Raw genomic sequence first — 14,185 nt, 5'->3', positions numbered from 1 at the left:
CGGCACCGTGGGTGCCGTGCCCGACGTCGTGCATCAGGCCATTGCCGCCTTACGGAACCGGGGTCAGCCAGCCGGCACGGGGGCTGCCCCAGCCGGTTTCGCTGTCCCAGCCGCTGCCCACCGTCAGGGTGGTGTTGATGGTGTTGAACGAGCGCACCGAGTACACGTACCCGCCGCTTGCATCCAGGCCATTGACGAAGTCAACCCTGATGTTGCCGGCATCAATGCCCGCGCCGGTTACATCGTGGAAGCCCGAGTGGTTCGCGTAGATCTTCGGGTTCAGCAACCCCAGCCCGTGCCCGCTGGCCTGGATCTTCAGCGCCGTCATGCCCGCGAACAGCGGCGAGGCAAGGCTCGTGCCGCCAATCCGGTACCTGTCGTAGGCTGCAGTCTTGCCAAACGTCTGGGTCTGGCCCACCAGCATTCCGGTGGTCGGGTCCGCATTCATTGACACGTCGGGCAGCGCACGGCCGCCGTTGGGGCTGTGGATTCCGGCGGCCACCTGGTAGTCCGGTTCGGGGATGTTGGAGGAGAATCCGCCTCCGCCACCATACTGGAAGGCGATGGACGGGGCCCAGGCGCCGTTGGTGATGGAGTACTTGGTGGTCTGCCATCCGGTCTCGCCCGTGACGCCGGCCGGGGTGATGGCCGTTGAGGTGCCGCCCACTCCGGTGACGTAGGGGTCCGAGGCAGGGTAGTCGGTCTGCGGCGTGCCCACGTTGGTGACCTCGTCTCCGGAGTCGCCCGTGGAAAACACGTAGCTGATGCCCTGCACGGCACCCTGCAGGAACGCGGTCTCGTACGCCAGAAGGAGGGTCGGCTTGACCACATCACCCACGCCGCCCCACGAATTGGTCACAATGTTCGCGACGCCCTCGTCGTTGATGCGGCTGAAGGTGTCCAGCAGTGCCGAGTCCTGGCAGCTCGCGCCCGCGTAGTAGCGGATGTTCGCGGCCGGGGCCATGGCGTGCACGGCCTCGACGTCGAGGGTTTCCTCGCCGTACCATCCGGATGCGTCGCACTGCCTGGGCGAGTTGTTGGCATTGACCTGGGTGAAGGCCCGGGGCAGGCTCTGGGAGAACTGTCCCGCCGCGAAGGGCCGGTCGCCCGTCTCGATGGCGTAGCGGTTCGCGTCCGCCTCGATGGTTGGGGAGGCGTAGGCGTCGGTGATGGCAACCGTCACGCCGCGGCCGTCGAGCCCCGCGGGAGCCCCAGCCTCGTAGGCGTTGCGCAGCTGGGGGCCGGTGTAGCCGCACGGGGCGTAGGGCAGTGTTGCTCCATTGAGCTGCGGGAGCACCGTGCCGTCAGGGGCAGGGAGCGTGGTGGGGTTTTGGTCCCCGTACCAGTGCGAGCAGACGGGGGCGTTGCGGAAGCCGTCGCTCGGAGGCGAGGGCTTCTGGGTCTTGGGCTCGACGATCGAGACCGTGGTGTCCAGTCCCGAAACGGCAATGATGGCCGCCGCAACGTTGTCAGGAGCGGTGGCCGGGCCGGTTGGGGCCTGCACGCTCAATCCATCGTGGCTGAATTTGGAGATTTTGACGCCGAAGGCCTTGTTGGCCTGGCCCACGCTTCCCGTCGCATCAATGTAGCGGTGGTTTGCTTCCACGCTCACCTTCAGGCCGGAGCCGGCCAGCCAGCTGCTGACTGCGTCCACGGTTGCCGCGGAGGGGTCAAACTGCGCGTGGTACTGGCCGGGCGTGAGGTACTGGTTCGAGCTGGACGCAGCAGTTGCGGCGGCTTTCAGTGCATTGAGCCCTCCGTTGGGCGCGAGGTAGACGCGTGCGCTGACGGGGGCGTTCGGGGCTGCTGTTCCAAGGTTTTTGCCATGGGCCAGCCAGCCCGGTTGTGAATTGGGAATGGGTTTCGGGGTCGGGGCGGCGTCTGCGGCGCCAGCACCAGCGATGGCAACCACAACAGCCGCCACCACCGCCATTGACACTCCCGTGAAGTGTTTGTGCATTGCAGAATCTCCAGACTTTTTTGGGGCTGGGTGACGGCTGTCAAAAGCCCACGGGTCAAGGCTAGGACTCGGGGCCCCGGGCGGCAATGGTTTTTGCTTCACCCGGCCAGAAAGTGCCCGTTGAATTGCCCCTGCCCCAACCCTTGACATGGCAAATCCGGCAGGCGTAATCTACAACCAAATGGTTGTAGATCAGCTCAGCGAAGACACCGTCGACCGCCTGTTCCAGGCGCTCTCGGATGCGACCCGGCGGGACATAGTCCGGCGGGTCAGCTCCGAACCGTTTTCAGTGTCGGGCCTCGCCGCCCTCTACGCCATGAGTTTCGCGGCGGTCCAGAAACATGTGGCCGTGCTGGAGCGTGCTTCCCTGGTCACCAAGGAAAAGCGCGGAAGGGAGCAGATGGTGAATGCCAACCGCGACGGGCTGCAAAGGGCCCGCCAACTGCTCGACGAATATGAGGCAATCTGGCGGCAGCGCGCCGTACGGATCGCCGACATCCTTGCCGAAGACAACGAACAGCTTGGAGATGCATTGCCATGACAGTCACCAACTCCACCAAGACCCCCGAGGACCTGCAGCTGGCCATCACGGCCGAGTTCGCCGCCGGCGTCGACCGCGTCTGGCAGGTCTGGGAGGACCCGCGCCAGCTCGAGCGCTGGTGGGGCCCGCCCACCTGGCCGGCCACATTTGAAGACTATGACTTCCAGCCGGGAGGCAAGGCCGCGTACTACATGACGGGCCCGGACGGCAGCAAGCCCCGCGGCTGGTGGCAGTTCACCTCCATTTCCGCCCCGACGGCGCTGGTGGTCGAGGACGGCTTCGCCGACGACAACGGCGACCCCATGACCGAGATGGGCTCCGCCAGCATGTCCGTCTCCCTTGAGGACCGCAGCGGACTCACGCTCATGACCATCACCACCACCTTTGAGAACGAGGCACAGATGGAGCAGATGCTGGCCATGGGCATGGAGGAGGGCATGCGCGAGGCCATGGGGCAGATCGACTCAATTCTGGCCGGGTAGCCACCCGGCACCACGGCCACCCGCAGCCACCCGCGGAAAATGACACCGATCCCGCTTTTTGACCCCGGAATTCCGGGGTCAAAAAGCGGGATCGGTGTCATTTTGCGCATGCCCGGGAGAACGCAGGCAGGGAGTCACGGCCACTTTTTCTTGTTCAGTAAAGGTCACGTTTACATAACGACCGACTTTAGTGCCATCCGCTCATGTATGTTACTCGTCAGTAGCTTAACTTGTTAGCTACGTCACATTCTTCCAACATTCGTGAGGAACTGCCCATGACCCGCAGCACTACAGGCGCGCCGTTGCACAGGACCGTCAGAAACCACTACATTGCCCATGCTGTGCTCGGCCTGTTGATTCTGGGGCTGGTCGCATTCTTCGCCCTGACCACCACCAAAATCGCAACCGGCGCTTCTCAGCTCAACGACGGCACCAAACTCACCTCGGCCGGGGCCAACAAACTCCAGCAGGGGGCCACCGAGCTGGACGACGGCGCAGCCGCGCTGTCCAAGGGCGCCGCCGCGGCAGCCACGGGTGCCGCCGATGCCAGCGCCGGGGCCGGCAAACTCTCCAGCGGGGCAATGGAGCTCAGCGAAGGAATTGAAGAAGAGCTCCTGCCCGGACTCGAAGGCGCCAACGAGGGCGCCCAGGCATTGTCCGACGGGGCAGCCAAGACGGCCAATGACGTCCGCAACAAGCTCGCCCCGGGCGTCTACTCGGTTGACGACGGCGCGAAACTGCTGGCGGTGGGCGGCGCGGAACTGTCTGCAGGAGCCTCCACCCTCGCCTTCGGCGTGAAGAACCAGCTCGCCCCGGGCGTTTTGGCCGCCAACAACGGCGCCCAGGAATTGTTCGCGGGATCCAAGGCCCTCCGGTCCGGCGCAGCCTCCGTGGCCGACGGCGTGGCAACAAAGCTGGCACCCGGCATCTCAGCTGTGGACAAGGGTGTCGGCGACGCCGTGCTTGGTGCCGCCAAGCTCAACGGCGGGGCGCAGCAGTTGAGTGCCGGGGCGGCCGCTGCCGCAGCCGGCGCCGAAGCCCTTGGCGCCGGCGCCGCCCAGGCAAACACCGGTGCCTTGCAGCTGAGCGCTGGCGCCCAGGGATTGGCCGCCGGCGTCTCACAGCTCTCCGCCGGCCTCACGGCCTCGTCCACGGGAACAGATCCACAGAACCTGGCTGACGGTGTCAAGCAATTGGCGGCCGGGGCAGCCCAGCTGGCCGGCCACGGTTCCGCGGAAGGCGTCCCGGCCGAGGGCACCGCCGCCCTCAGCGAGGGAATGTCGCAGCTGCTGGCATATTCCCAGGCCAACCCATTGACCCCTGTTGGGGCCCTGCTGGACAAGCTGGCGGCCCTGGACGCGGGCGCCCGGAAGGCTGCCGCGGGAAGCGCCAACCTTGCAGCCGGAGGCCAGCAGCTCCAGGCCGGGTTTGGCGTATTGGGCCAGAAACTCAACAGCACAGATCCCCAGAATCCGGGCCTTGTGGCCGGCGCACAGCGACTGCAGGCCGGGGCCCAGCAGCTTGCCGCCGGAACGACGCAACTGTCGGCAGGGCTCAACGGTGTACCCAACGATGCCACCCAGCCCGGACTTGTTGCCGGCACCCAAAAACTTGCGGCAGGCGCCGTCGAACTTTCCGGCGGAACCCAGCAGCTCGAAGATGGCGCCGCAGCCTTGCGTGCCGGAACGCGGCAGTTGGTTGCGGGTGTGCATGGCGTGCCGGGTGATCCGGCCCAGCCGGGTCTGCTCAAAGCGGTGCAGTCCCTGGCGGCCGGATCCACCGCACTGTCCACCGGCACGGGCAAGCTCGCCACCGGCACAGGACAAATCGCCGCGGGCCTGGATGGAACCGCAGGAAAGAAGGGACTCATTGACGGCGCCGCCGAACTGGCTGCCGGAGGCTCAAAGATCTCTGCAGGCACGGGCAAGCTCGCCGCCGGCACCCAGTTGCTGGTCTTCGGCATGGACGGCACCCCCGGGGACCCCGAACGTCCCGGCCTGCTGTACGCAACCAAGAACCTGGAAGCCGGCACGGGAAAGCTCGCCACTGGCACGCAGGCGCTGCATGACGGCGTCGCCGGAACCCCGGAACAGGCTGGCTCGGGCCTGCTGGCGGGCAGCAAGGCGCTGGCCGACGGCGCCGGGAAACTGGCTGCGGGCAACGCGGCGCTGAAGGACGGGAATGCCAAGATCGCCGACGGCTCCTCGGCCTTGGCCGCGGGTGCAAGCCTCATGGCCGACGGGGCGGACGCATTGGCTGCAGGCAACAGCCAAGTGGCCGACGGCACCTCGGAGCTGTACACGGGAGTTTCGGCCGTCACTCCGGCCGGCGCAGTCTCGTCGCCGGCGCCCATCCTGGCCATCATCGGGGCACTCCTGGTGGCCATCGCGCTGACACTCATGCTGCGCCGCCGGACGTCGACACGGCGGGACTAGCCGGCAGGGCATGAAAAAAGGATGGCGTTCGTGCCGCCGGCCTCGGGTTTCCCCTGGGCCGGCGGCGCGAACGCCATCCCTTTTGGCGGGTGCTAGCTGAACAGCTCGCTCTTGGGTTCGTTGTTCTTCACGAACTGCCAGCCGAGCCACAGGACCACGGCGAAGAACGGGATGGTGCACAGCGTCCACAGGCCCAGCAGGAAGACGCTGCCGTCAGGGGCCGTCATGGTGTCAAAGCCAATCAGCACGGTGATGACCAGGAGGGCAACCAGGCCCACCCAGCTTGTCCAGGGCGATCCGGGCATGGGCAGCGAGGAGACCTTGCCCTTCTTCTTGCGCAGCATGATCTGGCTGGCAAAGATGGAGCCCCAGGTGAAGATCACGCCGATGGAGGCCGTGTTCAGTGCCAGGTCGAAGGCGTGTGAGCCGCCGAGCCAGATGTTGGCGAGCACGCCCACCACGTACACGCCGGCAATGCTCAGGATCGCGGCGTACGGCACATGGCGTGAGGACATCTTGGTGAGCCAGGCCGGCGCGTGGCCATTGTTGGCCATGGTGCGGAAGATGCGCCCAATGGAGTACAGCCCGGAGTTGCAGGACGACAGTGCCGCGGTGATGACAACAAAGTTCATGACCGAGCCCACCCAGTCCAGGCCCATGGCGGAGAAGACCGTCACGAACGGGCTCTCGCCGGACTTGTACTGGTCGGAGGGCATGATCATGGCCAGCAGCGTGACCGAGCCAACGTAGAACACCACAATGCGCAGAACGACGGCGCGGATCGCCTTGGGCACCTCGCGGGCCGGGTTCTTCATTTCGCCGGCAGTGATGCCCACCAGTTCAATGGCGTTGTAGGCAAAGATCACGGCGTTCAGGACCAGGATCATGACCAGGCCGCCCTTGGGGAACATGCCGCCCTGCTCGTGGAACAGGTTTCCAACGCTGGCATGGCCGGCGCCAACGGAAGCGTTGGTGACCACCATGAAGGTACCCACTGCGAGGAAGATCAAAATGGCGCCAACCTTGAGGCAGGAGGCCCAGAACTCAAACTCGCCAAAGGCCTTCACGCTGAGCAGGTTCACCGCCACCAGCAGGATCAAGGCACAGAAGGCGCTCACTTCAACGGGAACGCCTGGGAAGAAGTATTGGAAGTACAGGCCAATGGCAATCAGCTCCGCCACGCCCGTCATGGCCCAGTTGATGAAGTACATCCAGCCGGAGAGGAACGCGCCCTTCTTGCCGAAAAGCTCGCCGGCGTAGGAGACGAATGAGCCGGAGGTCTGGCGGTACATGATGAGCTCGCCCAGCGCACGCATGAGCAGGTAGGCAATGACGCCGGCGATGGCGTAGGAGAAAATCAGTGCCGGGCCCGTGGAGGCGAGGCGTCCGCCGGCACCCATGAACAGGCCCACGCCGATGGCGCCGCCCATGGCAATCATGGTGACCTGGCGTCGGTTCAAGGTCTTTTGGTAGCCCTCGGCGGTGATGTTGTCCGGGACGGCAACGGGTGTTGCTTTGTCTGTTGCTTCGGTTGTCACGCAAGGTCCTTTGTTGTAGGTTCGCCCGCTTGCAGGAGTCCATAATTCGCAGTTTTGCCACAAACATGGTCTCAAAGGGCTTCACAATCCTACTACGGCAAAATATGTGCGTGATGCCAATCACAAGCTCATCTGCGATCCGCGGCACCCCGGGGCCACGCCAATTTGGCAAAAAATCCGCGGATTGCCGCTTATTTTCGGTTGAGCGGGACACGCCATAAATTCGGCAAGAAAATTGCGCGGCGATGCAGACAATATCGGGTACAAAAAATCGCCGGACCGCTCCGCAGGCCCGGGAAAATTGCCGCGGTTCAGTGCATCGAGTCCCGGAAAAGAAGCGCCGCCTGGACCCTGTTTTCCAGTTCCAGTTTCGCCAAAATCCGCGAGACATGGGTCTTGACGGTTCCCTCGCTCAGGAACAGCCGACGCGCGATCCCGTCGTTGCTCATGCCCTGGGCAACAGCGTCCAGCACCTCGGATTCCCGCGCCGTCAGCCTGTCCAGGCGGGCAACGGCTGCCTTGGCGCGCGCCGCCGCGGCCCGTTCCCTGGTCCTGTCGATCAGCCGCTTCGTGACGCTCGGCGCCAGCATGCCCTCCCCCGCCGCCACGGCCCTGATGGCATGGAACAGCCGATCCGGGTCCGTGTCCTTGAGCAGGAATCCGCCGGCACCGGCCTCCAGGGCGGCAAACACGTAGTCGTCCAGGTCGAAGGTGGTCAGGACCAGGACCTGCGGCGGCTGCTCCAGTGCGCGCAGCTGCGCCGTTGCCGTGATCCCGTCACCACCGGGCATGCGCACGTCCATCAGCACGACGTCGGCCCGCTGCACTTGTGCGCACCGCACCGCCTGCGGGCCGTTGGCGGCCTCCCCCACCACCTGCATGTCGGTGCGGGAATTGACCATCTTGACCAGGGCGGCCCGGACCAGCGTCTCGTCGTCGGCCACAATGACCCGGATCTGGTGGTTCACTCCGGGGCCCCATCCGCTGAGTCCAGGAGGTCCGGACCATGCCCTGAAATCGGGATGCGGGCGCACAATTGGAATCCGTTGCCGGCGCGCCCGTGTGACAGCGTGCCGCCCAGAAGCTGGACACGTTCAGCCAAGCCGACCAGACCCAAGCCCGCTCCCACTGCGGCGCCCGCCGGGTCTCCGGGACCGTTGGAAACTGTGATGTGCAATTGCCGTGCAATGATTTCAAGGCCCACCTTTGCCTGGGCATCCGGGGCGTGGCGGGCCACGTTTGTGATCCCTTCCTGCACCACCCGGAAGGCGGCCCGGCTGACGGCATCCGAAAGTCCTGCTTCGAGTTCGGGGATGGGCGTGAAGTCGACAGCGACTCCGGCCTGGCGCCATTCCTCCAGCAGCCCTGGAATCTGGGCAATCCCGGATGGGGCAGTTCGGATCCGGCCGCCGGAGTCCGCTGACCCGGTTCCGTGACGTTCCACGGGCTTCCAGCCGGCGTCAGTCGCGGTTCCGTCCTCATGCAAAACACCCAGGACATCGCGGAGCTCCCCCAGGGCCGCGTGTGCAGTTTCCCGAATCAGCCGGGCCGAGTTGGCGGTTTCGGTGTCGGGGGCATCCACCTGCAGGGCAGCGGCCTGGACGGCCACGAGCGACATCCGGTGGGCCAGGGTGTCATGCATTTCGCGGGCAATCCGGTGGCGCTCGGCCAGCCGGCTGTTTTCAACGGCCGCGGCCCGTTCCAGCTCGGCCAGCTCGGCACGCTCCCGCAGGGAAGCCAGCCGCGCCTCCCGGTCCCGGACGCGCTGGCCACGGTAGGCGCCCCACCCCGCAATGGCCGCGAGCAGCACAACACCCAGCAAGGCTTCCGCCCAGCCCAGCGGCTCGATGCCGACCAGGGCCTCGGCCCCCAGGCAAAGCGCAATGAGGCCGGCAACCCACCACGACAATTGCCGCCGGGCCAGCAGGTAGAGCGCCACCAGGAAGGCAATTCCGCTGAAGGTCAGTGCGCCCACAATGGCGGCGGCTGCGGCCACCGACCTGGGAAATCGGTTGCGCCAGATGAGCGCCACGGCACCCAAGGGGGCAAGCACGGGCAGGCCCGCGTAGCGAATGAATTCGACGGCGCCCGGCTCGGCCGGCACGGTTCCGCTGTCCAGGCCGAGGCCCAGGCTTATCAAAGAGAGCAGGAAGTCGGCGGCGGCAACAACGACCACGAGCAATGCCGTACGCCATACGCTGCCAACTGGGGTGGTTTTTGTGTTCATGCTTCAAGCCTAAATTTCGCGGCATTGCCGCCACATCCAACTAAAGTTGTCACTTCCAGCGGGCCAGCCAGGATCGCGGGGCGGGCACCGCACAAAAGCCAAGTGCCGCCGTCGAACTTAATCAACGGCGGCACGCAGCAAAGAACCGGACGTCAGCGGCGGACCACCGGGTTGGACAGGCGGCCGATGCCCTCGATTTCGACATCGTAGCGGTCTCCTGCCTGCAGAAGGTCCACGCCGGCCGGGGTGCCGGTCATGATGACGTCGCCCGGGAGCAGGGTGAAGGCGTGGGAGACGATCGAGACGAGTTCGCGGACGCTGCGCACCATCTGGTTGCTGCTGCCGTCCTGGCGGAGTTCGCCGTTGAGCCAGCCCTTGATGTAGACGTCGTCGGGGTCCAGCTCGGTTTCGATCCACGGGCCCAGCGGGGCTGAGGTGTCAAAGCCCTTGGCGCGGGCCCACTGGCCGTCGCCGGCCTGGACGTCGCGGGCCGTCAAGTCGTTGCCGCAGGTGTAGCCGAAGATGACCTCGTCCACGCGCTCCTCCGGGACGTCCTTGCAGATGCGGCCGATGACCACGCACAGCTCGGCCTCGTAGGAGACCTCCTCGGAGAATTCCGGCAGCACGATGGGCTCGTTCGGGCCGATCACTGAGGTGTTGGGCTTGAGGAACATGAGCGGGTTCTCGGGCACCTCATTGCCGAGTTCGCGGGCGTGCTCGGCAAAGTTGCGGCCCACGCCGATGACCTTGCTGCGCGGGATGATCGGTGCCACGAGGCGCACGTCGGCAAGCGGGTGCTTCTCGGCGGTGCGCTCAACGCCGTTGAAGAAGGGGTCACCCTTGATGACAGTGACAATTTCACTGCCGGGTTCGCCTTCAACCACGCCGTACATGGGGTCATTGTCTACTACAAAACGGGCTATACGCATGTGCTTCAGTGTATCCGCTCGGCCGCGGCGGGCCAGTCACTCCGGCGGCTCGCCCACCAGCCCAAGCCTGAGATCCGCGGGAATTCCGGCCGCCTCCATGTCCTGCACCATCGATTCGATCATGGACTCCGGGCTGGCACCGGCTCCCGAGCGGGACTCCCAATCCGGCACGGACGTCCCGGGCGTGAACTCGTACGCAGTCCCGTTGTACTTCGCGAAGTAGAAGGAGTCGCTGCCTTCATGGACCTGACCGCTGGCCTGGGTGTCATCGTGCCAGCTTTGGCGGCCGGCGTCGCTGAGTTGGAAGGCCAGCCAGCCTCCCGCACAGTGCACCACCCGGTAATTCTCCGTGTGGGCGGCGATGTCTTTCACGAGCCAGTTCTCTGAGTCGCCCACGGTTGTCATTGCCTTGATGCTGCACGCCGAGCCGTTGTTCGGGTCATCCGCCCCGACGTTCCGGGGGCCTGCGGGTGCTGCGTCAGGGCTGGCCGGCGGCCCGCCCACCAGTTCCGGGCGACGGATCGGCATGACGCCCAGTTGCTCCTGCAACAACCTGTCCATTTCCACTGCCTTCTCCGCCAAGGTGCCGTCGACGGGTTCGATGATGTCCCAGCCGGGAAGGGCAACCTCGGGGTCGTATATGTAGCCACTGACGGCGAAGCGGGCAATGTAGTAAACCCCGAAGGCGCCAGCTCCTGCCCCCTGCGCCAGCAGCCGCTGGTAGCCGGTGTCAGTCAATTCGAATGCCAGCATCCCGTCGGTGCAGCCGAGCACCTTGAAGTCGCCCGGGTACGTTTCCATGTTGAGCGGCATCTGGCCGGGCACCCCCTCGGCCGAGACGTTGCGGAACACGCAGGCCGCCCCGGTTGCGGGGTCGCTCGGAGGCCGTTCCGTCGTCGTGCTTGGCACAGGTGTTGGGGAGGGCTGCGGCGTGGCAATCTGGGTGGGTGCCGCCGTCGAACTTGGCGAGGGCAGGGGCGTTGGACCGGCCGGCTGCGGCTTCAGGACACCCTGGGCCAGCACGCCAAAGACCCCGGCAGCGGCGACAAGCACCACGGCCGCCATCGCTGTGACCAGGGCCCGCCGCTTGGCGAATCCAGGAGTGCGTGCGCGGGAGATGCGGGCGGAATCGCTGCCTCCGGTGCGCGCATCGGACTCCTCTGCCAGAAGCAGCCCGGGTGGCAGCGAAGGCGTAGTTCCCGCAGACTCGCCGGGAACAGGATTGATGCTTCGAAGCATCGATTCGATGGGGTCCATCTCAATCCTTCCCGGTGGGACGCAGCCGTGGCGGCAGCGACTTTTCAAATGACTTCCGGGCCCGGTGGAGCCGGACCCGCGCTGTGGCCTCCTTGCATGAAAGCACCTGCGCAATCTCCGCCAGGTTCAGGTCCTCCCAATACGCCAATTGCAGGATCTCCCGGTCCTTTTCTCGAAGCCGTCCCAACGCTGCGGCGATGGCGGCGTGCGCGCCGTCGTCATCGCCGCCTTGGCACTTGAGCGTCTCACTGTCCCTGAGCCTGTCCTGCAACTGTGCGGCGCGGGCTCGGCTCCGGTACTCGTTGCCGATCAGGTTTCGGGCCACATTCAAGAGCCAGCCAATGGAGGGGTCAGGATCGCTGACTCGCTTTTGCCACGCGATGCGGAATACATCTGCAGCAATTTCCTCCGCCGTTTGGTCGGAGGAAATCCGGCGCCTGACATATCCCAGCACACGTGGCTTGAAGGCCTCATGCAAGGCGATAAAGCTGTCCTGCCGCGTTGGTGCCACCGGATCCCCTCCATCCGTCGTCCTGATTCAAAACCGGATTGCCCTTGTTCAGCAGATCGTGCTGGTGCCCCAACCTTCACGGAACAGGCTGGTGGTATTTGAAATCTGCCACATCACGTCCACGCAGGTGCTGCCGGGCGCGTAAGTCTGCAAGGTCGCGGCGCTGCCGCCGGCACCAACGGCAGTCTCATAGAAGTTGCTGCCCTCCGCGTGTCCGTGCATGACGACCCGGTAGGAGTTGTCGGTCGTGAAACCGTAAACATTGACCCAGTTCATGCCACACTTCGGTGAGTAAACCAGCTGCGCCAAACCCTGGACCTCGTTGTACACGGCGTTGCGCATGTCCCACGACTTCACCACATAGGCTCCAACGTTGCAGCCGGTCACGGTGGGGTCGGTGCCTTCGAGCGGGTGCTGGGCAGGTGCCGCCTGCGCCCCGGCGGTCTGCGACAGTGCCATGCCGCCTGCCAAAATGAGTGCCGCCACTACTTTTCGCTTCCACATGATTCTTCCTCCTGTTGCTCAGTTTGATAACTTCGCACGACCAAAAGGCCGCGATACACAGGTAGTTTCCGAATTGGTGACTTAGGTTGCATATCCCTGAGAGGAATTTCCATGGCGACGCGGACACGGCAGCTGGGCGTCCCGCCGTCGGGCACAAAAAATGCGCCCGTCCCCCGCGAATGCGCCCGGTTGAAGGGGCGCATTTGCGGGGAACGGGCGCGGCTGCCGGATTCAGGCAGGGCCTAGTGGGCCATCCTTCGGCGACCCATGGCTGCACCTCCAACGATGATCAGCAAGAGCGCTGCGGCAACCAAGGGCAGCACCGTCCCGGGACCCGTGGCGGCAAGAACAGCCACTGCGGAAGCGGAAGCCACCGGGGTGTTGCTGTTGGGCGCCGGTGCCGTGGTGGTGCCCGGCGCCTGCTCCTCGGTTGGCGGCACAGTGGTTGGCGGCACGCTGGTCGGCGGCAGCTGTGAGGGCGTTTCCGTGGGAACCACCTCACCGGCAGCCTCAACAGCAAGCGACCTCAAGACGGCGCTTCCACCCTCGTTGCCCTGGATGAACCAGGCGCGGTCGCCGTCGAAAGGTGCGGACAAGCGCCCCACCGAACCCGCGGCCGTGGCGGTGGAGACCAGGGTGTTCGTCGCGGTGTCAATCTCCCCCACGGTCTTGTGCAGGTTCCCCGCCACGATGAGCCGGGTGCCGCCTGATGTCAGTTGCGCAAAGCTCGCCTGGAAGCCGACGTCGATCGTGTCCAGGATGCTTCCGGTGGCCGTCTGGACCACGGCAACCACGCCATCGCCGCAGGCCACATATGCCGTGGCACCGTCCTTGCTGAAAGCCATCGCGCTGGCCACGTCACAAGGCTCGATGGACCGTACGACCAGTCCGGTTTCCACGTCAATGACCAGGATGTCTGAAACCGAGGTGCTGGGACTGGTCACGTAAAGACGCGATACATACGCGTAGTCATCGCCGGGGCTGGTCCACACCGCCAATGCTTCGCGGTCTGCGGGCAAGGGAATGGTCTTGGTGACAGTTCCCGCGGCCGGGTCAATCACGTACAGCTTTTTGGGCGAGCCTTCGCCCAGCAGCACCACGGAGGCGCCATCGGCGGATTCGGCAATGGTGTAGGCGGTATCGGCAATCGGCACTGTCTTCACCACGGTGTTTGTTGCCGTGGAGATGGTGGCAAGGATGCTGCCTTCGCCAGAGCCGTAGCTGCTGGCAAAAATTGTGGAACCGTCGCGGCTGGCTGTCAGCGCACCGATGATGCCGGGAAGCGGGATGGTCGCCAGGGCATTGCCCGACGCCAGGTCATAGGCCGTCAACGTCCCGGTGCCGGCCACGTAGGCGCGTGAACCGTCAGGAACCGTGACCATAGTCGAATCCTGCGGTGCCAGGGCAATCTCCGGCCCCTGCACCGTGAGCACCGCCGGCATGGTGCCGGCCTGGGGTCCGGCGGTGGCTACAACCACACCGGACAGGGAGAGCGTCCCCACCATGGCAGCGCCAAAAAGCACCTTCGCCATGGACACTCGACTAATTTTCACTCTTGCCTCCGAATCTATCCCAAACTCCTGTAGTCCGCGTCGCGGCAGGAGGAGATGACACAAAGACTAATGCATAAAATGCTCTTCAAATCCACCGCGAACGCCAGGTCTCGGGCCGTGACAATTGCCCCGTGGCGGCGCCCGCGGAATTCCGCCATCGAATTGACGCCGTTATGTTTTCGCCATCATTTCGAGCCCGAATTGATATGAAAGCCAGACGAACATGACGGTTCAATGACGGCACTGCC

12 protein-coding genes are annotated in these 14,185 nt (G+C 65.1%); 3 read left to right on the top strand and 9 right to left on the bottom strand.

What is annotated here, in order from left to right:
* Positions 1-49: 49 nt before the first annotated feature.
* On the bottom strand, positions 50-1,960 hold the full coding sequence (locus PCK14_RS17460) for a S53 family peptidase (RefSeq protein ID WP_269939791.1): 1,911 nt from the start codon (positions 1,958-1,960) through the stop codon (positions 50-52).
* A gap of 181 nt (positions 1,961-2,141) precedes the next feature.
* Between PCK14_RS17460 and PCK14_RS17455 the strand changes: the two genes are divergently transcribed.
* From PCK14_RS17455 to PCK14_RS17445, 3 genes are all read left to right on the top strand, one after another.
* Positions 2,142-2,501, top strand: a complete 360-nt coding sequence (locus tag PCK14_RS17455) for an ArsR/SmtB family transcription factor (protein ID WP_269939793.1) — start codon at positions 2,142-2,144, stop codon at positions 2,499-2,501.
* Positions 2,498-2,983 (top strand): SRPBCC family protein, encoded by a 486-nt coding sequence (locus PCK14_RS17450; RefSeq protein WP_269939790.1) that lies wholly within the window; start codon positions 2,498-2,500, stop codon positions 2,981-2,983. The genes PCK14_RS17455 and PCK14_RS17450 overlap by 4 nt, the downstream gene beginning before the upstream one ends.
* Before the next feature lie 275 nt (positions 2,984-3,258).
* Positions 3,259-5,418 carry a hypothetical protein gene (locus PCK14_RS17445; protein WP_269939789.1) on the top strand — a complete coding sequence of 720 codons (2,160 nt, stop codon included), beginning with the start codon at positions 3,259-3,261 and terminating at the stop codon, positions 5,416-5,418.
* Between the two features lie 92 nt (positions 5,419-5,510).
* Here PCK14_RS17445 and PCK14_RS17440 read toward each other — a convergent pair whose 3' ends face one another.
* The 8 genes from PCK14_RS17440 to PCK14_RS17405 all read right to left on the bottom strand — a co-directional run bounded on the left by PCK14_RS17440 (position 5,511) and on the right by PCK14_RS17405 (position 13,937).
* Positions 5,511-6,956 (bottom strand): amino acid permease, encoded by a 1,446-nt coding sequence (locus PCK14_RS17440; RefSeq protein ID WP_269939788.1) that lies wholly within the window; start codon positions 6,954-6,956, stop codon positions 5,511-5,513.
* A 311-nt stretch (positions 6,957-7,267) separates the two neighbouring features.
* Positions 7,268-7,924 (bottom strand): response regulator, encoded by a 657-nt coding sequence (locus PCK14_RS17435; RefSeq protein WP_269939787.1) that lies wholly within the window; start codon positions 7,922-7,924, stop codon positions 7,268-7,270.
* Positions 7,921-9,183 (bottom strand): sensor histidine kinase, encoded by a 1,263-nt coding sequence (locus PCK14_RS17430; protein WP_269939786.1) that lies wholly within the window; start codon positions 9,181-9,183, stop codon positions 7,921-7,923. The genes PCK14_RS17435 and PCK14_RS17430 overlap by 4 nt, the downstream gene beginning before the upstream one ends.
* A 152-nt stretch (positions 9,184-9,335) precedes the next feature.
* A complete protein-coding gene (locus tag PCK14_RS17425) occupies positions 9,336-10,112 on the bottom strand; it encodes a fumarylacetoacetate hydrolase family protein (RefSeq protein WP_269939785.1) in 777 nt (258 codons plus the stop codon).
* Positions 10,113-10,148: 36 nt separating this feature from the next.
* On the bottom strand, positions 10,149-11,369 hold the full coding sequence (locus PCK14_RS17420) for a hypothetical protein (protein WP_269939784.1): 1,221 nt from the start codon (positions 11,367-11,369) through the stop codon (positions 10,149-10,151).
* A 1-nt stretch (position 11,370) separates the two neighbouring features.
* On the bottom strand, positions 11,371-11,880 hold the full coding sequence (locus PCK14_RS17415; RefSeq protein WP_269939783.1) for an RNA polymerase sigma factor: 510 nt from the start codon (positions 11,878-11,880) through the stop codon (positions 11,371-11,373).
* A 48-nt stretch (positions 11,881-11,928) separates the two neighbouring features.
* Positions 11,929-12,384 carry a hypothetical protein gene (locus PCK14_RS17410; RefSeq protein ID WP_269939782.1) on the bottom strand — a complete coding sequence of 152 codons (456 nt, stop codon included), beginning with the start codon at positions 12,382-12,384 and terminating at the stop codon, positions 11,929-11,931.
* Positions 12,385-12,626: 242 nt separating this feature from the next.
* Entirely contained in the window at positions 12,627-13,937 is a 1,311-nt protein-coding gene (locus PCK14_RS17405; protein ID WP_269939781.1) for a YncE family protein, read from the bottom strand.
* Positions 13,938-14,185: the final 248 nt, after the last annotated feature.

The organism is Arthrobacter sp. HY1533, from assembly GCF_027568515.1.
Taxonomy (GTDB): Bacteria; Actinomycetota; Actinomycetes; order Actinomycetales; family Micrococcaceae; genus Specibacter.
This window is presented reverse-complemented; position numbering and strand designations above follow the sequence as displayed.